A 21,634-nucleotide genomic window follows, 5' to 3' on the forward strand; every position below is an offset into this window, starting at 1 on the left:
TGACGATGGCTGCTGATACGCTTGCTTCCGACTCTCAACCGCGCGAGGGGCGCATTGCCGCCATCCTGCGCCGTAACGAGCGACTTCAACTCGGTCTGCTGCTGTTCCCCGGTCTCTTCTGGCTTGTCATGTTCTTCGCACTGCCGCTCATTGTGGTGGTGTTCTACAGTTTCGCCGTCAATGGTCCTGGCGGGCGGATCGAGTGGACGTTCACACTGGAGAATTACCGCATCCTGTTCACGGAAAGCCTGTACGTCAATGCCTACTGGCGCTCGATCTGGGCGGGGGTGTGGACGACGCTTATCTGTCTCCTTCTGGGCTATCCACTTGCGTACTACATCGTCCGCAGCCCGCCGCGCTGGCGCACCGTGTTGCTCTTTTTGATCCTGATCCCGTTCTGGACCAACTTTCTGGTGCGCACCTACGCCTGGATGCTTCTTCTATCAAACAATGGCATCATCAACAGCGCCATTCAGTCGCTGGGTCTGCCGCGCGTCGCGCTCTACCCGTCCGAAGGGGCAGTGCTGGTCGGTTTGATCTACGGCAGCCTGCCATTCATGGTGCTGCCGATCTACGCCTCGCTGTCACGCTTCGATTTTACGCTGATGGAAGCAGCCGCCGATCTGGGCGCCAGCCAGGTGCGCGCGTTTCTGAAGGTGATGCTGCCGCTGACGATGCCGGGCGTGGCTGCCGGGTCGGTTCTGGTGTTCATTCCGACGGTCGGGCAGTTTGTGGTTTCCGACCTGCTCGGTGGGGCGAAGGTCGATTATTTGGGGAATCTGCTGCAACGCCTGTTTACCCGCTCGAACCCGCCGAACTGGCCCCTGGGGTCGGCGATGGCGATTGTCTTTATGGTTGTGTTGACCGTGGCGATTATCATCTATTTCCGCGTGACGACCGAGGAGGATCGGTGAAGGTTGAAGGTTGAAGGTTTGGAAGGTTGAAGGTTGCGCTGGCGTCGTGTGTATTCGTCAGGGCGTTTGTTTATTCGCCAGCGGAACCACGGAGTAACTGTGTTGCTTGTCAAGGGGCGCTCGTATGCACAGCCGGATCCCAGGGCTTTTGCTGACGCAATATTGCGCCGAGAATAGTCAGCAGCTTGCGCATCGCAGCGACGATGGCGACCTTGCGCGGCTTGCCAGCTTGACACAGGCGCTGATCGAAGGCGCGCCTGACCAGACGGCGCCGCGTGGCCGCCAGGGTCGCCATGTACAACACGCTGCGCACATCCCTCCTGCCGCCGGAGATATGCCGGGGTTTGTGCTGTGCGCCGCTCTGATTGGCATACGGCGCAACGCCCACAAAGGCCGCCGCTTCCGTGCGCTTGATGGTCCCCAGTTCGGGCAGGCGGAGCAGCAGGTTCAGTGCGGTGATCGCGCCGATGCCGGGCACGCTTTCGCGCAGCTCCCGTTTCCGGCGCACCTCGTCGGTGCGCTCCGCCTCGTTGTCGCGTTCCTGCTCAAGCGCACGGATCTCCTGATCCAGCCAATCAATATGCTTCTGGATGCCCGGGCGGAGGTTCGGCGCGGCAGCCGTCAACCGATTGATCTCAGCCGTCCGCATCTGAATCACCTGCTCCCGCCGGACCAGCAGGTCGCGCAAGGATGCGCGCTGCTCGTCCGTCGCTTGGTGGTGCGGCGGGCGCACCCGTTCGGCAAAGCGGGCGAGCAACCGGGCATCCAGGCGGTCGGTCTTCGCCTGGCGTCCTTCCGCGTGCGCCAGGGCGCGCACGCGGCGTGGCTGCACCCGCGCCGTCGGCACGCCAGCCTGGAGCAGTTGGGCGAACACCATGCGCTCCAGCCCGCCGGTCGCCTCCAGCACAATCAGGGTCGGCTGCAGGCGCTGGAGTCGCGTGACCAGGAGCTGGACACCTTCGTCGGTATACGGTATCGTCTCGCGTGGCGCGTGCGGGTCGGCGCCAAACGCCACATCCAGCGTCTGTTTGGAGACATCAATGCCGATAAAGAGCGACTCACGGGAAGCCATACACAGAACCTCCTGAGGAAAACGGCGCCAGCCTTGCTAGCATATGCGGGTTTGAGGGCCCAGATAACTGTTCGGCTTGGTCGCGTTGAAGGACACGGCTACCCAACACTCCGCGGCGATCTCGTGAACCTGGCGCAGAACGGTATACCGTGTCCCGTTAGATTATACTAGACGCCGGAGGGCAGCGTGCGTTATTGATTTGCGCATTCGCGCATTCGCTGGGGACGTTCGTTTCCCTGCTGTTGGGAGTCTGACCATGGTTGATGTTCAAATGTCGCAATCGGTGCGTGTCGCAGGATCTGAACGTCGCCGTTCGCTCGGATCGCTGGCGCTCAGTGCGCATACTGCGTTGACCCTGGCGTTTCTCTATGCGCCGATCGTGGTGCTGGTGCTCTTCTCGTTCACGCGCGACAGTTTCGGTGTGCGATGGACGGGTTTCACCTTCGACTGGTATGTGCGCCTGCTCGCCGATCAGCGCCTGCTCAACGCTGCAATGAACACGCTCATCGTTGCGCTGATCTCCACCGTGGTTTCGACGGTCATCGGCACAATGACGGCGCTGGCGATGGAACGCTACCGTTTTCGCGGACGCACTGGCTTCGATGCCCTGCTCTACCTGCCGATCGTCATCCCTGAAATCGTCATGGCGCTGGCGCTGCTCGCCTTCTTTGCCTTCTCCTTTGGCCTGCTCGAATCGCTGTTCGGCGTTCGTTTCCAGTTCGGGCTGGCAACGGTGACGATTGCGCACATCGCCTTCACGATCTCGTTCGTGGTTGTTGTGGTGCGCGCCAGCCTCAAGGGGTTCGACATGCGCCTGGAAGAAGCAGCGCAGGACCTCGGCGCGAACGAGTGGCAGACGTTCCGCTACATCACGCTGCCCCTCATCATGCCAGGCGTCATCGGCGGAGCGCTGCTCGCATTCACTCTCTCACTCGACGATTTCGTAATCACCTTCTTCACCACCGGTTCCGGCGTATCGTTGCTGCCGGTCGAAGTGTATGGGCAGGTCAAACGCACCATTACGCCAAAGATCAACGCAATCTCGACGCTGATGCTGCTGATGTCGATCACGCTTGTGTTTCTCTCACAGTTCGTGCAGCGCAGACGGGAGTGACGGGCGACGTCGCTTCTCGGACGCAGATTAAAGCGATCGCAACGCTAGAAAGGCAGGAAGATGCTGAAAAGACGAATGAGATTGGGTACACTGCTGCTCGTGGTGCTGCTGGCGCTGGCAGCGTGCGGCGGACAGCCGACCGGAAGCCCTGGCAATGAGTATGGCAGCGGCGGTGCAACCGAGCCGACCACGGCGCCCGGCGCAACGCAACCGCCAGCTGGCGATGAGTTGCAGGTTGATCGCTCCAGACTCTCGCGTGAACTCAGATTCTTCAACTGGACCGATTACATCGATCCCTCGATCCTCGAAGACTTCGAGAAAGAGTATGGCGTCAAAGTGATCGTCGATCTGTTCGACGCCAACGAAGACATGCTCGCCAAAGTGCGCGCCGGTCGCTCCGGCTACGACATCGTCACCCCCTCGGATTACGCCGTCGAGATCATGTGGCGCGATGGACTGATCGCAAAACTCGACAAATCGCTGCTGCCCAATCTGAAGCATATCGATCCCGATCTGCTCGATAAATACTTCGATCCGGGGAATGTCTACTCCGTACCATACATGTACGGCATTACCGGAATCGCTTACAATCGATCCTTCTTCCCGAACGGCGTCGATAGTTGGGCGGCACTATTCGACACAGCCCAGATCGAGAAGTATCGCGGGCAATTCAGCATGCTCGACGATGAGCGCGAAACCCCTGGCGCTGCGCTGAGATTCCTCGGCTACTCACTGAACGAAACCTCGCCAGAGGCGCTGAAGAAAGCGCAGGACCTGCTGATTGCGCAGAAGCCGTACCTGGCAGGGTACAACAGCAGCGACGTGAACCGGAAACTGGCGAGCGGCGAGTATGTCATCGCGCATGCGTGGAGCGGCTCGGCGTTACAGGCGCGCAATGGGCTTGGAGACGAGTTCTCCGGCAACCCGGATATTGCCTTCGTCATCCCGAAGGAAGGCGGGATGATCTGGATGGATAACATGGTTATTCTGGCAGACTCACCCAACGCCTACACTGCGCATGTGTTTATGAATTTTCTGATGCGCCCCGACATCGCTGCACGCAACGCTGAATACATCGGCTATCTCTCGCCGAACGTCGAAGGGATCAAACTGTTGCCGCAGGAGATCATCGACCTGTACAACGAAGGGTTCGCACCGAACGACGAAGTGATGAAACGCCTGGAATGGGCGATACGCAACGAGCAGACAGCGGCGTTCACCGATCTGTGGACGGCGGTCAAGGGGGAGTAGGCGCCGCCGACGGCGGATTTATTTCTATTTCGGTCGCCGTGCGGGGCGCGCCATTCCCAGGAGTGTTCAACCCTGTCCATGCATTGTGCGCCTGGCGTACCGGCAGCAGCGATCAGATCGCGTAACTTTCATAAAAAAAGACTGACCATCACAGGTCAGTCGTTCGCTGGCTGGGGGACAGGGACTCGAACCCCAACTACCTGATCCAGAGTCAGGCGTTCTACCGTTAAACTATCCCCCATCGTGGGAACAGGGGCGAGATTCTCGCCCCTGCTGCTGGTGCCGAAGGGGAGATTTGAACTCCCACGAGGTCACCCTCACTACGCCCTGAACGTAGCGCGTCTGCCAGTTCCGCCACTTCGGCTTACGGGAGCCGACATCATTGCCAGCGCACAATATGATACATCAGACGCAACAATTTGTCAAACGCCAACCTTGACAATGCCATGCTCAAGTTCATATAATAATGGGGCGCAATCGCATAGTCTGGAGAGCAGGTCAATGGCGTTCAAGGACTACTACGAAATATTGGGCGTCGACCGCAACGCAACGGACGCGGAGATCAAGAAGGCATATCGCAAACTTGCGCGTCAATACCATCCCGACATTAATCCCGGCAACAAGGCTGCCGAAGCGCGCTTCAAGGAGATCAACGAAGCGTATGAGGTGCTGTCGGACAAAGAGAAGCGCGCCAAGTATGATCGGTTCGGGCGCGACTGGCAGCGCTACCAGGATGTCACCGATTTTGGCGGGTTTGGCGCGGGTGATTTTGCCGATATTTTCGAGACGCTGTTCGGCGGCGGGCGTGGTGTGCGCAGCAGTGTGACTTACCGTACACGGGGGCAGGATATCGAGCAGGCAGTTGATATTACCCTCGAAGAAGCCTTCAGTGGCACGCAGCGCACCCTGCAACTGCAATCGCCGAACGGTCAGATACGCTCACTGACGGTCAGAATCCCGCCGGGGGTCGATACCGGATCGCGGGTGCGGATCGCTGGCGAAGGCGCTCCCGGCATGGGTGGCGGTCCGCGGGGCGATCTCTACCTGGTGATCAATGTGGCGCCGCATCCGCGCTTCGAGCGACGCGGCGATGATCTCTACGTCCGCGCGCCGGTTGATCTGTTCACGATGCTGCTTGGCGGTGAGGTGAAGGTGCCAGCGATGGGCGGCAGGACGGTTACGCTCAAGGTGCCTGCCGGGACGCAGAATGGGAAGGTGATGCGTATCAGCGGGCAGGGTATGCCACGTTTGCGCGAATCGCAGTCGCGTGGCGATATGTATGTGACGCTCGAGGTCGCGTTGCCGACCCATCTTTCGCCGCAGGAGCGCGCGCTGTTCGAGCAATTGCGCGCGATGGCGACGGCGCGATAATCAGGCAGGGTGTTCTGGCGATGAAGCAGCGCTACTACACGATCAAAGCAGCGGCGGCGCTGTGCGGAATGCACGAGCAGAGTTTACGCCTGTACGAGCGGCGCGGTCTTATTCGACCCCAGCGCACCCCCGGCAATATCCGGCGCTACAGTGAGAGCGATATTGAGCAGATCCGGTTCATCAAGCGCCTGATCGACGACCTTGGCGTGAACCTTGCCGGTGTCGAAGTGATCCTGCACCTGCGGCAGCAACTGATCGAGGTGCAGCGCGAACTGGAGGAATTGCGCAGTCGCATGCCGGTCGACGCCTCGTAGCCAGCGTCGCCGGGTGTTGCATGCCGTGCCGCATGTCGGATTCGTCCATTGCTGGACTGTGTTCATAGAGGAGTGTATGCTACGCTACAAGTTGATCCATCCCCAGATCCTCGCTGCTCTGGGGGGCGCCGGTCACGGGTCGCAGGTGCTGATCGCCGATGGGAATTATCCCTTTGCTACCGGCGCGCCAGCCAGCGCGCAACGGGTGTATCTCAATCTTGCGCCGGGATTGTTGACAGTCACCGATGTGCTTGCCGCGCTGGTCGATGCCATTCCTGTCGAAGCTGCGCACGTTATGGTTCCCGATGCCGGTCCTGAGCCTTCGATCTTCACGGAGTTCCGCGCCCTTCTACCGTATCTTTCGCTGCAACCGCTGGGTCGCTTCGCCTTCTACGACGCGGCGCGCTCGCCGGATACGACGCTGGTCATCGCCACCGGTGAACGTCGGGTGTATGCCAATATCCTGCTGACGATCGGGGTCGTGCCGCCGGAATAAGTGCGCCTCCGATCAGAAGGACGGAGCACACGCCGGACGTGTCTGCAACCATGGTTGAAAGGCGATGTTCGGTCCTGCCGCTTCACCGCGCCCCTCTGGATTCAACGCTGGCTCGTAGGGACCATTGGCGACTTCCCACCAGTTGTTGGTCATCGTGAGCGGCAGGTCGCTGGTAGCCCCCTTGCCGATGTTGAACTGGCGATAGAACGGGTTGTTGGGCGGCTCGTGGGCTTCGATGGCATTGTCGCGGATGTTGAGCATCGGGCTGAGGTTGGGCGGGGCGTCGCTGCGCAGACTCAGCCCGTTAGCGCCGCCGATCAGCGTATTGCAGCGAATATTCCCCATAAGCTGGGCATTGGTGAACAGTGCCAGATTGGGTCCCGCAGCGCCAACCAGCAGGTTCTGCTCGATTTCGATCCGCGCCGGACGCTCGAAACTCAGGTTCGTGACGCGCAGCGGCGCGGTTCCTGCCACCAGCGCGTTGTTCAGGATGCGATTGTTGATAATCACGACATCGCTGCCGGGACTACCGCCGCCGCCACGCGTCAGCGTAATGTCGATTGCCGAGCCGTAAGGCATCCGGTTGCCGGATATTTCGCTGTCGCGGATGATGACGAAACTGTCCTCAACGCGAATGTGCCCGCCATTATTGACGATCCGCGCGCTCTGGAGCGACAGACGCCCCGACTGCATGGCCAGCACCGTACCGCCCCCGCCTCCGCCGGTGATGAGAACATTGCGCAGATCGATGACGCTGCCCGCCCGACCGATAATACTTTCCCAGCGCAACCGCGGATCATCGCCGCCGCCAATCTGCGTAAAGCGCACCGGTCGATCTGGCGTTGCCAGCGCCACGATCGATCCATCAATGACCAGCGATGCCCCTTTCCCGATCTGCACCTCGACGCCCGGCTCAATAATGAGGGATGCGCCGCTGCTCACCAGCAGATCGTTCTGGATGATGACCGGGCTGTTGGCGGTTAACCAGCGCACATTGCCCCGAAGGGCATGCACAGGCGGGCGCGTGGTTGGAGCGGGGCGGGATGCACCTCCGCCGCCTGAGTCGGCGGGTCGCGCGGCTGGCGGCGGTTGCGCCGCTGCCTGAACCGGTGCGGCTGGCGGTTGCACTGCTGCCGGTTGGGGTTCAATGCGAAAATCGACCGCCGCTGGAGGATCGGCGTCTACCCCGGTTGGCGCGGGTATCACCGGCGCTGCATCGGTTGGCGCAGGGATCGCAGGCGCTTCGGTTGGGCGGATGAGTTCGAGCGTTGGTTGAACGGCAGGTTCACTCGTTGGCGCACTGGTTGGGGGCGCAGGGGTGACAGGGAGCGGCAAAGGTGATGCACTCAGTGTCACAATCGATGGCGCAACCGGCGCAGGATCGACAATGACGGGCACCTGAACCGGCGCGGCGGCTGGCAGAGCCGGACGAAGCGCCAGTCCCGCTATGAAAGCCAGCGCGACCAGCAACAGCGCGATCAGTGAACCCAGCGTCCAGAGCGCGGTCAGTGCGCCACGCGGAACCCGCAGGGTGATCATGTCATCACGTTGACGGTCGGAATGGTCGTTGGACGTACTCATCGAGTGACCTCCCTGCGCCGGGTTCATGCGCACCATGCGGTGTGTCGCCGGAGAAACGGGGCGATTGCGATCCTATCACAGAAGCGCCTGGATCGCAATCGCCATCATCCGTTCCGTTCAACAAGATCAGGTTGCCAGGAAGACGGCGCGTAGTACGCCGATCTTTTTACCTGTTTTAGGGATTGACTCTGTGAAAAGCCGGACTATAATAGGAGTCGCTTCCTTCCCCACGCTGCGAAGAAGCCTGTTCTCCGCTTGCATCCGTTCTCAGGGATCGTATCGTTATGAGCAGCGCGCTTGCCATCGCTTCGGTCACCGCTTTTCTCAAAAATCTGCTCGAGAACGGGTTGGTGGACGAAGGAATAAATGCCAGTATCGGCGGTGATGCGGTGGTCTCCGCACTACCGCCCGACCGCATCACCACCGGAACAGATGAGCGTCCGCAACTCAACCTGTTCCTGCACCAGGTGACGCCGCATACCGGTTTGCGGCCGCGTGAGCGCAGTGACCGGCGCGCGTTGCTGGGGCTTGATCTGCACTATCTCCTTACCGCATACGGCGCACAGGATTTTCAAATCGAAATCCTGCTTGGGTACGCGGCACAGGTGATGAACCGAACCCCCATTGTTCGCCGCGATGTTCTTCGCAGCACGCTTTCCACACTGGCATCATCCGACAATGGCGGTATTCCGACGCCGACGCTTCAGGCGCTGACCAGTTGTGATCTCGATACACAGGTCGATCAGATCGAGGTTCGTCCACAGTACCTCAACGGCGAGGAGTTGTCGAGGATCTGGTCGGCGTTGCAGGCGCGCTATCGTCCATCTCTGGCGTACAAAGTCTCGATGGTGTTGATCGGGTGATCGACAAAAGATAGAGAGCGAAATGGCGGCGATTTCTGCCGAAACCTGGGAGCAGATCAATCATCGTGCTCTGGGAGTGGCGCTTGCACGGGTGCGCACTGCGCTCGAACGCTATGTGCGGGGCGAACGTCCGGTTTCTGAACAGCCTGCGGCGCCAGAGGCGGACGATGGCGGCAACCGTTCGGCGCTTGCAACCCTCTGCGCCGCCTTTCGGTTGTCGCCGTTCGAGCGTGATCTGCTGGTTCTCTGCGCTGGCGTCGAACTCGACGCCAGTTTTGCTGCGCTCTGCGCTGAAGCGCAGGGCGATCCGCAACGAGTTCTGCCGACCTTCAGCCTGGCGCTGGCTGCGCTGCCAGGGGCGCACTGGAGTGCGTTGACGCCCGACGCGCCGTTGCGCTACTGGCGCCTGATCGAACCTGCACCCGGAGGGTTGCTGACGCGGGCGCCGCTACGGATCGATGAACGGGTGTTGCACTATCTGACCGGTATTGCGTGCCTGGATGAACGTTTGCGCGGGTTGGTAGCGCCGGTGCGCGCGTTCGATGCGTTGCTACCATCACACCAGGCGCTGGCGCAGCGTATCGCGGGCGCCTGGCGCCGCACCCGTGGTCGATCACTGCCGCTCATCCAGGTCTGCGGCGATGAACGTGTGACCCGTCAGGCGATCGCGGCGGCAGCGTGCGCATCGGTCGGGCTGGAACTGTATGTGCTGCACGCAGCGTTGCTGTCGCCAGTGCTTGCCGATGTCGAGACATTGATCCGCCTGTGGGAGCGGGAAGCGGCGCTCAGCGCCGGCGCATTGCTGGTTGAGTGTGACGACGTTGATCCCGCAGAAACGACGCGCGCCAGTATGCTGACCTGGTTGCTCGAACGGACCGGCGGCGCGCTGATCGTCTCGGCGCGCGACCGCTGGCGCCCGACGCAACGGGTGACTGTCACTGTCGATGTGCAGCGCACGGGGAGCGATGAGCAGCGTGATGCCTGGCGCACGGCGCTCGGCGCTGCTGCCGGGAATCTTGACGGTCAGATGGATGTGCTGGTGTCGCAGTTCAATCTCAGCGCCCACGCCATTCGCGCTGCCAGCGCCGATGCGCTCGGTCGGCTGGACGGCGATGCCGGTCACGATATTGCGCAGGCGGTGTGGGATGCCAGCCGGGTGCAGGCGCGACCGCGCCTGGACGATCTGGCGCAACGGATCGAGTCGTCGGTGACGTGGGACGACCTGGTGCTGCCAGCGCCGCAACGCCAGGTATTGCGCGATATTGCCGCGCATGTGCGACAACGGGCGCGCGTCTATGAAACCTGGGGGTTTGCTGCGCGCAGTTCGCGCGGTCTGGGGATCAGCGCATTGTTTGCGGGCGCCAGCGGTACCGGCAAAACGATGGCGGCAGAGGTGCTGGCAAACGAATTGCACCTCGATCTGTATCGCATCGATCTCTCGTCGGTCGTCAGTAAATACATCGGCGAGACGGAGAAGAACCTGCGACGCATCTTCGACGCCGCCGAGTCGGGTGGCGCGATCCTGTTGTTCGACGAAGCCGATGCGTTGTTCGGCAAGCGAAGCGAGGTTAAGGACAGCCATGATCGCTATGCGAATATCGAGGTCAGTTACCTGCTCCAGCGGATGGAGGCGTATCGCGGCCTGGCGATTCTGACGACCAACCTGAAGAGCGCGCTGGATACGGCATTTCTGCGGCGCATTCGCTTTGTGGTGCAATTCCCGTTTCCCGATGCGGCGCAGCGCGCCGAAATCTGGCGCCGGTCCTTCCCGCTGGGCGCGCCAGTCGAAAACCTCGATTTTGACAAACTGGCGCGCCTGAATGTCGCCGGCGGGAATATTCGCAATATCGCCCTGAACGCCGCCTTTCTCGCCGCCGATGCCGGTGAGCCGATCCGTATGATGCACCTGCTGCGCGCTGCGCGTACCGAGTATGCCAAACTCGAAAAACAACTGACCGAATCCGAGATTGCGGGGTGGGTGTGAGGAGGGCGAGGGGTGAGAGGCGAGAGGCGAGCGGGGATTAGGCGAGAGGTGAGGGGCGCGAGGCAAGGGGCAACGTAGGGACGCAGCGGCGCTGCGTCCGTACTGGTAGTGGTAGCGGGGGGACGTAGGGGCGCTGTAGGGGCGCCGCGCAGTTACGCCCGGACCGGCAGCGGGGGTCAATGGTGCTCACAGGGGTAGATTTTTTGGCAAGCCCCTGCATTCCTTTTCTCATTCTGGGCTTCAGGAAGCCCGGACTCCCCCTTCTCCCCTTGTGGGAGAAGGGGGGCGGGGGGATGAGGGGCAATGGCGGAGCGACGGGGGCGCAGCGCATCTGCAACCATACCGGCAGCAGCGGACAAGGATTAAGAGCATGACTGAACGTCAGCGAATCTTTCTTCAGCGTCGTCGTCCTGTCGAAACAGCAGCGCAGCGTTCGACTGCCCGGGCGGTTGCCGAACAGAGCGCGCCGGTGAGCACCGGGCATCTGTTCAACCAGATGCGTTTGGGCGCGCTGTTTCCTGCCACGTTGCCGCATGTCCAGCGCAAAGAGCCGTCGTCCGACGCCACAACCAGCACCGGCGCGCCTGCGAACGGTTTGGTGACCGTCGATGCCGCCATCAACCCGCTCGTCGGTTTGAAACGCGGTGATGGATTGACCTACGGCACATGGGATCTGCGCCCGCGCGTCAAACTTCTGCAACATAAACTGAACGAAAAAACCGGCGCTGGACTCAATGTAGACGGTATGTGGGGTCCAAAGACATCGGCGGCGCTCGAGTCGTTCATGCTCAGTCGAAGTACGGTCCCGGCGGAGATTGTGGATCAGAATACCGCCGATGCGCTTCTCGACCGCAAGAAGGAAACGCCGGGTCCCGGTCCGCAGCCGATCCCGCCCGGTCCGCAACCGGTCGAGTCGACTTACAACCAGACGCTCGAAGATACGCTGGACGCGGTGTGGTTGCAGTATCAGTTGACGTTTGAAGGGCAGCGTGGCGGCTTGCAGAAACTGGAGAAAGACCTGGCGCAGATCGAGAAACCGAAGAATGTGATCGTTGAAGCGCTGAAGGATGCTGGCAAGGCGGCGCTCGATGCGTTGCTCGGATTGGGCGGTGGCGCGCTGCGCGTTCCGATCAAGGCGGCGCTCGCAGGGTTGGGCGAAACGATTGCAAAAGATGGCGTCGATAAGGTCTTTGATAAAGCGCAGGAGGCAGCGAGTACGGAGGTTGGCAAGAAGGTCGATGAACTGGGGAGTGAAGACGGACCAACGCTCGAAACATTCATTGAGGCGCAGCGTGCTGCCCTTGAAGAGGCGTCATCGCAGACCCAGGAAGCCTTTCTGCTCGAAACGCGCGCCAGGTTGCGCCAACCCGCATCTGGCGAGCCGGTCAGCAGCGGTCCTGAGGATCCGCGCGTGCTACGGGCGCGCAGGTTGCTCAACGCGGTGAAACAGGAGCGACCGCAGGCGTTTCAAAAACAGTACGACGAATCGCTGGCGAAATGGGCTATCGCTCAGGCGCAATCGAAACTCGGCACAATGGACAGCCCCAGTCGCTCGGTCGGCGACGAGAAGGTGAAGACCACCGATATGAGTAAGGCGAAACCGGACATGCCCGGCGTGTTGACATTCGAGATCGAAGGGACGAAACCGGACATGCCGGTGAAGATCACCGGCGCGAAAATTGTGGGGTTGAGCGAAAAGACGCGCCAGACGCTGGAACGTCAGCAGCGGAGCATTCTCGATCTCGGGTTGCCGCGCTATGCGTCGGGCAAAGTGGAGATCAACACCGGGTTGGGGTCGATCCTGAACTTCACGAAACCAACCATTCGCATTGCGCAGAACGAAACCAGCGACCTGTTCGAGCGCGAGAGTACGGAGGGCGGCAAGGAATGGCTGAAGAAGAAAGCCAGACCGTTCGAAGAAGTGCTCACCGAAGACCTGGTGAAGGAAGGCATGCGCATGGTGTGGGAGGAGATCGACCGGAAACGTCTCAGCGAGGTTCCGGGCGGCTTGAAAGGTCCCTGATGCGCTGCGCTGTTGTGCAAGAAACGAGGTGAACCTGTGAACGATCGCATAGTGCTGCGTCGTCAGCGTCAATCGATCCATCATCGCTCCATGCGTTCCGACCTTTCGCCGGACAGTTCCCTGCTCTTCGCATCAGGGAACGCGCTGCGCGGTCATACCTTCAACGCGATCGCCATCCACCATCACGCGCCGTTGGGTGCGCCTCAAACCAGGCTGACTGTCAACACGCCAGGCGATGCGTACGAGCAGGAGGCTGATCGTGTCGCAACGCAGGTGCTGCGGATGAGCGACGAGGAGGTGCTGACGGCGCGCGCCGGTGAGGGCATTCAGCGCCTGACGTCGGAGGAAGAGGAAGAGGAGTTGCTCCAGGCGAAGGAAGAGTCGGGCGCCACGCCGCAGGTGCTGGCGGCGCGCGCCGGTGAGGGCATTCAGCGCCTGACGTCGGAGGAAGAGGAAGAGGAGTTGCTCCAGGCGAAGGAAGAGTCGGGCGCCACGCCGCAGGTGACTCCCGAAACCCAGGCAGCGATTGACGCCATGCGCGGTGGCGGCGCTCCGCTCGATCCGACGACGCGCACGTTTATGGAACCACGCTTCGGGCACGATTTCAGCCAGGTGCGGGTGCATACCGATGCGCGCGCCGCAACCGTCGCGCGGTCGCTCGACGCACTGGCGTTCACCGTCGGCAACGATATCGCCTTTGCGCCAGGGCAGTACCGACCGGGCAGCGACGAAGGGCGGGCGCTGCTGGCGCACGAGTTGACCCATACCCTTCAGCAGACCGGCGGCGCGGCACGGGTGCAGCGGCAGGAAGCGGGAGCGGAACGTGCGGCATCGTCCGACAATGCGACATTGAAGCGCTGACCGATGGGGCGATCAGTGTTGCCGGCGGAGGTGCGGTAGTGCGTATCAGTGCGGGTATGCTGACTGTCGATAGCGGCTTGATGCGAACGAGTGGCGTGACACAGACCGACACGCTGATCGCCAACAGTGTGGTGGCTTCATCGTACACGCCGGGCGCTGGCAATCTGATGTGAGTGTGGCAACCAATGACTGTTCGACGTGCTTCCCCGATCAGGCGCCTTGAGAAAACCGGTCATCACGAGATTGTGCGGCGGACGTCGCCAACCGATGATGCTCCGACCGGTCATCGGTTCAGCCATGATTTTCGTCAGGTGCGTCTCAGCAGCGCAGAACCGCCTGTGACGTTCGAAGCGGAGACGGAGGAAGCGCAGCAAGGGGAATCGTTGCAGTCGGAAGAGGTTGAAGCGACCCGAACTCATCCGACGCAAAGAGTGTTGTCGGGTTCCTGGTTGGTGCAACGTCAGGAGGGTGCGTCAGGTTCGGCTTCGATATTCGATGAGATTACCGCTGAAGCAGCAGCGTTGCGACCAGGATTGCCCACTACGTTTGCAGACTATCGTCAACGCATTCAGAGCGCAACATTTCTAGGTGTGAGCATCTCTGGCGGCGTTGATCAGGAAATGGCGGGTGTGTTACAGCGTGCTGAGCGGGAACTGAACTTTACACCGGGTTCGCGCAATCAGCACGGGGTCTATCAGATTGGCGGGATGGATGCCAGTCGGCTCCACGGTTTGCATTCATGGGGACTGGCAATCGATATCAATACACCAACCAACCCCTACATTATGCACGAAGCCGGTGAGGCGCAACTCGATCAACAGCTGGCGCCGGTTTATGATCGCATTGCCTGGTTTATTCTGGGGAGAAGCTCGGTTATTCCCCGGCAGATCCAGCAGTCATCCGGTGGTTCACGCGAACAACGGATTGGCGACATGTATGATCGTCTGGCAGAAGAAAGTCAGGCGATGCAAACCTATTTCCGCTATATGCAGAATGTCGCGGAACTGGAACAGTATCTGAGCACCCCTGAGGGATACGAACGCTATCTGCTGATCACGCACACAACCGAGCCGGACCGCTCGATGCCGCCTGATATTGAGGCATTGCGCCGACAGATGATGGCAGATTTTGCAGTGTTGACATCGCGTCCTGGACCGGTCATTCAACCCATTGAGAATGAGCAGGCTGGCGCATCGGTTGCTCCACCGCTCACATATCCACATCCTGAACGCCTGGAGGGACGACAGGATCGCCCATTTGATCGTGGCGGATCGAGGCGCACACCGCTGCGAGGGTTTCTTGACCTGGAACGTGAGGTGGTGATGGCGCTGACGCGCGCCGGATTGCGCTGGGGCGCCTGTGAGTTGGGTGCAGAGAGTGGCGACATCATGCACTTTGATATGGCGCTCCAACCGCTCGGTCAGGCGGTTTTTCAGGCAATCCGCACTGTCAAAGCGCGTCATCGCTCTTCGGCTCGTCCTGCGCAACGTATGACTGCATCGAGTGGCGATGCCGTTCCTGATGTTTCACCCGCTATCGAGTCGGACATTGACGCCATGCGTGGCGGCGGCGCTCCGCTCGATCCGACGACGCGCGCCTTCATGGAGCCGCGCTTCGGGCACGATTTCAGCCGGGTGCGGGTGCATACCGATGCGCGCGCCGCAACCGTCGCGCGGTCGCTCGACGCGCTGGCGTTCACCGTCGGCGACGACATCGCCGTTGCGCCGGGGCAGTACCGACCGGGAAGCGACGAAGGGCGGGCGTTGCTGGCGCACGAGTTGACCCACACCATCCAGCAGACCGGCGGCGCGACGCGGGTGCAGCGGCAGGAGAACGTGAACACCGGCAGCCCATCGACAGGCAACGGTTCGTCACCGGGTAGCGGGCGACGCATGATCAGTTATGGCAGCCAGGGGCAGGATGTCGCCGATGCACAGCAGTTGCTCAACCAGCATGGCGCTGCGCCGCCGCTTGTGGTAGACGGCATCTTCGGACCGAAAACACGCCAGGCGACGATTGAGTTCCAGAAGTCGCGCGGTCTCGCGCCCGACGGCATTATCGGACCATTGACATGGGGGGCGCTGGAATCGGGAGCGCCGCAACCGCAACCGCCAGGACCGCAACCGCAACCGCCGGGACCGCAACCGCAACCGCCGGGACCGCAACCGCAGCCGGTCGAACGCTGGACGAACGAAGACCGGACGATGATCGCCGCGCATATCCAGCCTGGTGTGTTGACGGCATACCAGGCGTCGCGGATCGAACCGGCGGTGATGGCGCTCGCTGATGCGGAATATACCAGTTTTCGCGCCCTGCTCCAGAATGCCGGTTCCGCTATGGAACGCGCCTTTCTGTGCAAGGCGCTGGCGGCAGGGCGTTCACTGAGTGATATAACCGATTTCGCCGCCACAATCCACGGCATGAGCGACAACTGGTTGCTGCGCAATCTGAATGTCGTAGACCTGAACGAAGCGGATGGCGTCGAGCGCGGCATTATTCAGCAGTACGGCAACAGTTGCGGTCCCACGTCGGTGCAGGTCATCCGCGCTTCCGCCGACCCGATCTATGCGCTGGCGCTGCGTTCCGCCGGTCCGATCGAGCAGGCTTCGGAACATGCGGTCAGTGCGCCCGACACCATTCCAAACCAGATGCTCGCCGGCGAACAGAAAGCCATTCTCGACACCCATGCTGCGACAGGAACCGGCAATCCGGCGACCGACCGCACCCAACCCACCGGCGGCGCCTGGGTGGAAGGGGAAATGAATGCGCTTGCCAGCGCCACCGGGGTTACATACCAGACACGGATCGTCGGAACGCAGATCACGCTCGATGCGGCACTCGATGTGCTGCGGACCAATCTGACCGCCGGCATTTTCGTGCCGATTGTCGTTGGCGGCAGTGTTGGCGACACGGCGCACTATGTGATGGCGATGGCAATCAGCGGCAACCGTATCCAGATCCACGATGTCGCCACCGGCGACACCATCTGGCGCACTGAACAGGAGTTCAAGGACAGCGCGCTCAATCTGCCGAGTGGACACAAGATGCTGACTGCCATCGACGTGCCGACCGCTGTGCCGACGACGCAACCGCAACCTGCAACGCCGTGACTGCGCCTGTAGAAGGGGAAAAGCGATGCCAATCGATCCGCACCGTGACTACACGCGCCAGGATCAACTCGCTCTCGACCTGACCGAACTGTTTGCCGGAGGGTTACGCGATGAGCATGGACAATTGCCGCTGACGCTTCAGGGGATCGGCAGCGCGGCGATGGCGTTGCAAACCGAACAGGCAGGCGTTCCGCTGCCCATGTTCAATCGCATGCTGACGACTGCGAATGAGATCAGCCTGCAACGCGCCAGGGCGATGCCGGAAGAGCTGGTCGAGGAGTTGGAGAAGCGCGGTTTCCCGCAGATCGCGCGGATCATTCGTGCCGGTATCGACGCATGCCGTGACGACGCCGATTACCGGAATTTCGTGCGCTGGTTGATCCAGGTGCGCAACCTGATTGTGTTTCGCGCGCAGACCGGCGGCGCTGCATCCCGGAAGTGACATGCCATGATTGCCGATCTCCATCCTGCCATTCGCCACCTCCTCTTCAGTCGCGGACTGATTCCGTCTGATGAAGTGGATGTGCGCTTCGAGCGCCCGACGAAGGAGTGGCTCGATTCGCTGGTGCGCCCGACAATCAATCTGTATCTGTTCGATATCGAAGAGAACACCGACCTGCGTCAGACAAACATGCCGGTGATGCGCGGCAGCGGCGGCGCGACCTACCGCATGCCGCCGCGCCGGTTCGATCTGCGCTACATGGTGACTGCATTCACCACTGTCGCCGATGATGAGTATCTGCTGATCTACCGCGCGCTCGCCACGCTGTTGCGCTACCCGACCCTGCCGCCATCGGCGCTGGCGGCGGCAATGGCGGTCATCGCCGGGCGTGAGGGGAGCGGGGCGGAACAGGCGCGATTTGCGGCGCTTGCCGATGCTGGCGAGCGAACAACATCACGCGACCTGCGCAGCGCCGTGGCGTCGGCGGAACTCGGATCGTCCACGCGCGCGGCAATGCTCGCCCTGCTCGACGATCCGCCCATAACCGCCAGGATTGCAACCGGCGACGAGGGTCCGCGTTTACTCGAGGTATGGAACACCCTCGAACAGGCGCCGCGCCCGTCATTGCTCTACATCATGACGATTCCGGTCGATCTCGACCTGGCAATCGACACGCCGCTGGTGCTCACACGTATGCTGCGCATCCGGCAGCGCACCGAAGCAGGCGGCTCTGCAGAGCATATGCGGATTGGCGGCGTTGTGCGCGATCAGCATGGCACGCCGCTTGAAGGGGTTGTGGTGGGCATCGAAGGAGGTGCAATCGAAACGGTGACGAACAACGAAGGACGATATGCGCTGAGTCATGTTCCTGTCGGGAAGGTGACGCTGCGGGTGACGCGCCCTGATGGGAGCGTTCGCATCATACCGGTCGAAACGCCGTCGGACACATACGACATCTCACTGGATTGAAAGGAGCGGTTCATGCCTGAGTATCTCTCGCCTGGCGTCTACATTGAAGAGGTCAGCAGCGGTCCCCGCCCGATCGAAGGCGTCGGTACGGCAATGGCGGCTTTTGTCGGGTTTGCTGCCGCCGGTCCTGTCAATCAACCGGTGTTAGTCACAAGCTGGACGCAGTATGTTGAGAAGTTCGGTCGGCTTGACGAGAGCGGACGGCGGAATCCGCATATGGATGGCGCCTATCTGTCGCACGCCGTGTACGGCTATTTCCTCAACGGCGGCGGTCGCTGCTACGTGACCCGCATTCCGCAGCAGTCGGACGGCAAAGCGCCGCAGATGCCGCGTCTCGAACTTCCCACACGCGCGTCGAAAGCGTTGACATCGCTGATTGTGACGCCCAAGAGCGAGACCGCCAGCGACATCCAGGTCGAAATCGGTCCGCCGGTTGGCGAAAATCCGCCGCCTGAGGCGTTCACCGTCAAGATCAGCATGGGAGAGATCAAAGAGGTCTACGAGAACGTTTCGTTCAACAAACGACCCAAAGATGGCACGTCCTACGTCGTCGAGAAGATCAACAGTTCCAGCACGCTGGTGCAGGTTGCCGAAGGTCCGGCAACCGGTTCGCTGGCGGATCGCGTGCCGGAGTTTGGCATGTCGGTCATCAAGCCGCCGGCGCCGCTGGCGCCAGCGCGAGTGGATGCCACGTCATTCGTCGGCAGTGCAGCCGAGCGCAGCGGTGTCGAAGGTCTGGAGATCGCCGAGGATGTGACGATGATCTGCGCGCCAGACCTGATGTCCGCTTATCAGTCAGGCGCGATCACGAAGGAAGGGGTCAAAGCGGTTCAACTGGCGATGATTGCCCATGCCGAGCGCATGCAGGATCGCATGGTCATTCTCGATCCACTTCCCGGTCTGACGCCGCAGCAGGTCAAGCAGTGGCGTGAGCGCGACACGAACTATGACTCGAAGTTCGCTGTGCTCTACTACCCGTGGATCAAGATCATGGGACCTGATGGTAAGACCGAGATGGAAATTCCGCCATGCGGTCATATTGCAGGCATCTGGGCGCGCAACGATAATACGCGCGGCGTCCACAAGGCGCCAGCGAACGAAGTGGTGCAGGGTGCGTTGGGTCCGGCAATCGCCATCACCAAGGGTGAGCAGGATGTGCTCAACCCGATCGGCGTCAACTGCATCCGCTCATTCACCGGCATGGGGTTGCGGGTCTGGGGTGCGCGCACCCTTTCGAGCGACGCCGCCTGGCGCTATGTCAATGTGCGTCGCCTGTTCAACTACGTCGAGAAGTCAATCGAACGCGGCACACAGTGGGTGGTCTTCGAGCCGAACGATCCGAACCTGTGGGCGCGGGTCAAGCGGGATGTCGAAGCGTTCCTGACCGTCTGCTGGCGTGATGGCATGCTGTTCGGTCTGACGCCGCGCGAAGCGTTCTACGTCAAGTGCGACGAAGAACTGAACCCGCCCGAAGTGCGCGATCAGGGCAAACTGATCATCGAAGTCGGGCTGGCGCCGGTCAAGCCCGCCGAGTTCGTGATCTTCCGCTTCAGCCAGTTCGCTGGCGGCGGAGCATAAGGTGCAGCATATCCTCTGCCATGCGCAGGGGACGATCATCCACATAAGTTTCAATGGAGGACACGATGACCGACAAAGACCCTCTGATTTCAGCATGGTTCGGCGTTGATTTCGGTGATGGCGTCGTCGGCGCCTTCCGCGAATGCACGGGCCTCGGCAGCGAGAACGAAGTCGTCGAGAGCAAAGCCAGCGGACCGGACGGGAAATACATCATCAAGAAAATCCCCGGTCGCATGAAGTGGAACAATATCACACTCAAGCGCGGCATTACCGATGCCATGGATATGTGGAAGTGGCGCAAGATGGTCGAGGAGGGTGATATTCAGGGCGCGCGTCGCAATGGCACGATCACCATGTTCAACACCAGAGGAGAACCGGTCGCGCGCTGGAAGTTCGTCAACGCCTGGCCCAGCAAACTGACCGGTCCCGACGCGAATGCGACGAACAACGAGGTGGCGATCGAGACCCTTGAAATTGTCCACGAGGGGTACGAGCGCGTTCAGTAAGGATCGGCGCAAACGTCATTAAGGTAGCAGGGGCGCGGCATGATGGTCTTTGAATAAATCATCCAATATAGCCCGCGCAGGCGGGCTTCGCCCTGGCTAGCCGAGGGCGAAGCCCCACGGCTAGTTTGGTATAGCGGATTTAATTCTCAATCTCCATCACGCCGCGCCCCGCCGGAATGAACCATGCTCCAGACTGAATTTCCATTCGTGCTGCCCTGCGGCTATGTCGATGATCAGGGAAACCTGCATCGCGAGGGTTCGATGCGGCGCGCGACGGCAATCGATGAAATCGAGCCGCTCGAAGATCCGCGGGTGCAGCGCAACGAGGCGTATCTCAGCATTCTGCTGTTGAGCCGGGTGGTGACGCGCCTGGGAACCGTCGGCGTCATTACGCCGGCAATCGTCGAGCGATTGTTTGCAACCGATTTTCTCTATCTGCAGGACCTCTACATCCAGATCAATGCCGCCGCCCCGCACGTGGTCGAAACCCAGTGCCCGACGTGCGGGGCGCGTTTCGCGATCGATGTGGGGGTCGGTGACATGACAGGATAACGGGATGAGTGAACCAGTACCGCCACGCAGGTCTGCTCCCGCAGCGCCTGATGCGTCGTCTGCGGATCAGCGCGAACAATCGGAGCGCACCATCGATATCGAGGCGCTGGCGGAGCGCGTGTATCGGTTGATGCGCGAAGAAGCGCGCCTGGAGCGCGCCCGTGGCGTGACGGTCGGCAAACAACGACGGAAGAGGTGACACCGTGCCGACGACAGAAGAAGCCTATCCATCCTATCGTTTCTATGTCGAGATCGCCGGCGTGCCGCAGGCGGTGTTTACCGAAGTCAGCGGGTTGCAGATCGAAACCGAGATCACGGAGTACGAGGAGGGTGGCAACAACGACTTCGTTCACCGCCTGCCGGGGCGCACGAAGATTGGCAACATCACCCTCAAGCGCGGGATGACCAGTTCGAACGAACTGTTGCAGTGGTTTCTCAAGATTGCTCGCGGTTCGATCGACCGCCGGAATGTGACGGTCATTATGTACGACTCGGCGGGTAAGGAACTGTTTCGCTGGAATTTCATCGAGGCATACCCTGTCAAATGGACGGGTCCGCAGTTCACTGCCGCATCGACGGAAGCGGCGGTGGAAACGCTCGAATTGACGCACAACGGGATGACGATCGGGTGAT

General features: G+C 61.1%; 21 protein-coding genes and 2 tRNA genes. 19 read left to right on the forward strand and 4 right to left on the reverse strand.

Features of this window, described 5'->3' with window-relative positions; translation table 11 throughout:
- Positions 1-5: 5 nt before the first annotated feature.
- On the forward strand, positions 6-914 hold the full coding sequence (locus ROSERS_RS08495; protein ID WP_011956383.1) for an ABC transporter permease: 909 nt from the start codon (positions 6-8) through the stop codon (positions 912-914).
- A 109-nt stretch (positions 915-1,023) separates the two neighbouring features.
- On the opposite strand, the gene ROSERS_RS08500 is transcribed toward ROSERS_RS08495, so the two are convergent.
- Positions 1,024-1,986: an IS110-like element ISRfsp2 family transposase gene (locus tag ROSERS_RS08500; protein ID WP_011956384.1), complete on the reverse strand. Its 963-nt coding sequence runs from the start codon at positions 1,984-1,986 to the stop codon at positions 1,024-1,026.
- A gap of 256 nt (positions 1,987-2,242) precedes the next feature.
- Between ROSERS_RS08500 and ROSERS_RS08505 the strand changes: the two genes are divergently transcribed.
- Positions 2,243-3,100 carry an ABC transporter permease gene (locus tag ROSERS_RS08505; RefSeq protein ID WP_011956385.1) on the forward strand — a complete coding sequence of 286 codons (858 nt, stop codon included), beginning with the start codon at positions 2,243-2,245 and terminating at the stop codon, positions 3,098-3,100.
- Between the two features lie 75 nt (positions 3,101-3,175).
- Positions 3,176-4,351: an ABC transporter substrate-binding protein gene (locus tag ROSERS_RS08510; protein WP_232282796.1), complete on the forward strand. Its 1,176-nt coding sequence runs from the start codon at positions 3,176-3,178 to the stop codon at positions 4,349-4,351.
- A 167-nt stretch (positions 4,352-4,518) separates the two neighbouring features.
- On the opposite strand, the gene ROSERS_RS08515 is transcribed toward ROSERS_RS08510, so the two are convergent.
- Both ROSERS_RS08515 and ROSERS_RS08520 read right to left on the reverse strand, forming a co-directional pair.
- Positions 4,519-4,592 (reverse strand) — tRNA-Gln (locus tag ROSERS_RS08515).
- Positions 4,593-4,628: 36 nt separating this feature from the next.
- Positions 4,629-4,715: transfer RNA gene (locus ROSERS_RS08520), tRNA-Leu, on the reverse strand.
- A gap of 137 nt (positions 4,716-4,852) precedes the next feature.
- Here ROSERS_RS08520 and ROSERS_RS08525 point away from each other — a divergent pair.
- The 3 genes from ROSERS_RS08525 to ROSERS_RS08535 all read left to right on the forward strand — a co-directional run bounded on the left by ROSERS_RS08525 (position 4,853) and on the right by ROSERS_RS08535 (position 6,532).
- Positions 4,853-5,722: a DnaJ C-terminal domain-containing protein gene (locus ROSERS_RS08525; RefSeq protein ID WP_011956387.1), complete on the forward strand. Its 870-nt coding sequence runs from the start codon at positions 4,853-4,855 to the stop codon at positions 5,720-5,722.
- Between the two features lie 20 nt (positions 5,723-5,742).
- Positions 5,743-6,036: a heat shock protein transcriptional repressor HspR gene (locus ROSERS_RS08530; protein ID WP_011956388.1), complete on the forward strand. Its 294-nt coding sequence runs from the start codon at positions 5,743-5,745 to the stop codon at positions 6,034-6,036.
- Positions 6,037-6,112: 76 nt separating this feature from the next.
- Positions 6,113-6,532, forward strand: a complete 420-nt coding sequence (locus ROSERS_RS08535; RefSeq protein ID WP_011956389.1) for an RbsD/FucU family protein — start codon at positions 6,113-6,115, stop codon at positions 6,530-6,532.
- Positions 6,533-6,544: 12 nt separating this feature from the next.
- On the opposite strand, the gene ROSERS_RS08540 is transcribed toward ROSERS_RS08535, so the two are convergent.
- The gene (locus ROSERS_RS08540; RefSeq protein WP_011956390.1) at positions 6,545-8,113 is read right to left on the reverse strand and encodes a hypothetical protein; all 1,569 of its coding nucleotides are present in this window, start codon (positions 8,111-8,113) and stop codon (positions 6,545-6,547) included.
- A 284-nt stretch (positions 8,114-8,397) separates the two neighbouring features.
- Here ROSERS_RS08540 and ROSERS_RS08545 point away from each other — a divergent pair, with 284 nt between their 5' ends.
- The 13 genes from ROSERS_RS08545 to ROSERS_RS08600 all read left to right on the forward strand — a co-directional run bounded on the left by ROSERS_RS08545 (position 8,398) and on the right by ROSERS_RS08600 (position 21,633).
- Entirely contained in the window at positions 8,398-8,976 is a 579-nt protein-coding gene (locus ROSERS_RS08545; RefSeq protein ID WP_011956391.1) for a DUF4255 domain-containing protein, read from the forward strand.
- Between the two features lie 22 nt (positions 8,977-8,998).
- Positions 8,999-10,960: an ATP-binding protein gene (locus ROSERS_RS08550; RefSeq protein WP_011956392.1), complete on the forward strand. Its 1,962-nt coding sequence runs from the start codon at positions 8,999-9,001 to the stop codon at positions 10,958-10,960.
- Positions 10,961-11,330: 370 nt separating this feature from the next.
- Entirely contained in the window at positions 11,331-12,983 is a 1,653-nt protein-coding gene (locus tag ROSERS_RS08555; protein ID WP_011956393.1) for a peptidoglycan-binding domain-containing protein, read from the forward strand.
- 36 nt (positions 12,984-13,019) lie between these two features.
- Positions 13,020-13,844, forward strand: coding sequence for an eCIS core domain-containing protein (locus ROSERS_RS26740; RefSeq protein WP_011956394.1), 825 nt, complete (start codon positions 13,020-13,022; stop codon positions 13,842-13,844).
- A 38-nt stretch (positions 13,845-13,882) separates the two neighbouring features.
- Complete coding sequence (locus ROSERS_RS27160) at positions 13,883-14,017, forward strand: hypothetical protein (RefSeq protein ID WP_269627873.1); 135 nt, start codon at positions 13,883-13,885, stop codon at positions 14,015-14,017.
- Positions 14,018-14,029: 12 nt separating this feature from the next.
- Positions 14,030-16,954, forward strand: coding sequence for an eCIS core domain-containing protein (locus ROSERS_RS24890; protein WP_011956395.1), 2,925 nt, complete (start codon positions 14,030-14,032; stop codon positions 16,952-16,954).
- Positions 16,955-16,979: 25 nt separating this feature from the next.
- Positions 16,980-17,396, forward strand: coding sequence for a hypothetical protein (locus ROSERS_RS08570; protein WP_011956396.1), 417 nt, complete (start codon positions 16,980-16,982; stop codon positions 17,394-17,396).
- Positions 17,397-17,402: 6 nt separating this feature from the next.
- Complete coding sequence (locus tag ROSERS_RS08575; RefSeq protein WP_011956397.1) at positions 17,403-18,365, forward strand: Pvc16 family protein; 963 nt, start codon at positions 17,403-17,405, stop codon at positions 18,363-18,365.
- Positions 18,366-18,377: 12 nt separating this feature from the next.
- On the forward strand, positions 18,378-19,943 hold the full coding sequence (locus tag ROSERS_RS08580) for a phage tail sheath family protein (protein WP_011956398.1): 1,566 nt from the start codon (positions 18,378-18,380) through the stop codon (positions 19,941-19,943).
- A 65-nt stretch (positions 19,944-20,008) separates the two neighbouring features.
- Complete coding sequence (locus ROSERS_RS08585; RefSeq protein ID WP_011956399.1) at positions 20,009-20,449, forward strand: phage tail protein; 441 nt, start codon at positions 20,009-20,011, stop codon at positions 20,447-20,449.
- Between the two features lie 183 nt (positions 20,450-20,632).
- Positions 20,633-21,001 carry a hypothetical protein gene (locus tag ROSERS_RS08590; RefSeq protein WP_011956400.1) on the forward strand — a complete coding sequence of 123 codons (369 nt, stop codon included), beginning with the start codon at positions 20,633-20,635 and terminating at the stop codon, positions 20,999-21,001.
- Positions 21,002-21,005: 4 nt separating this feature from the next.
- Entirely contained in the window at positions 21,006-21,200 is a 195-nt protein-coding gene (locus tag ROSERS_RS08595) for a hypothetical protein (protein WP_041333354.1), read from the forward strand.
- A gap of 4 nt (positions 21,201-21,204) precedes the next feature.
- The gene (locus ROSERS_RS08600) at positions 21,205-21,633 is read left to right on the forward strand and encodes a phage tail protein (protein ID WP_011956401.1); all 429 of its coding nucleotides are present in this window, start codon (positions 21,205-21,207) and stop codon (positions 21,631-21,633) included.
- Position 21,634 lies beyond the last annotated feature (1 nt).

Origin of the sequence: Roseiflexus sp. RS-1 (assembly GCF_000016665.1) — a bacterium.
Classification (GTDB): domain Bacteria; phylum Chloroflexota; class Chloroflexia; order Chloroflexales; family Roseiflexaceae; genus Roseiflexus.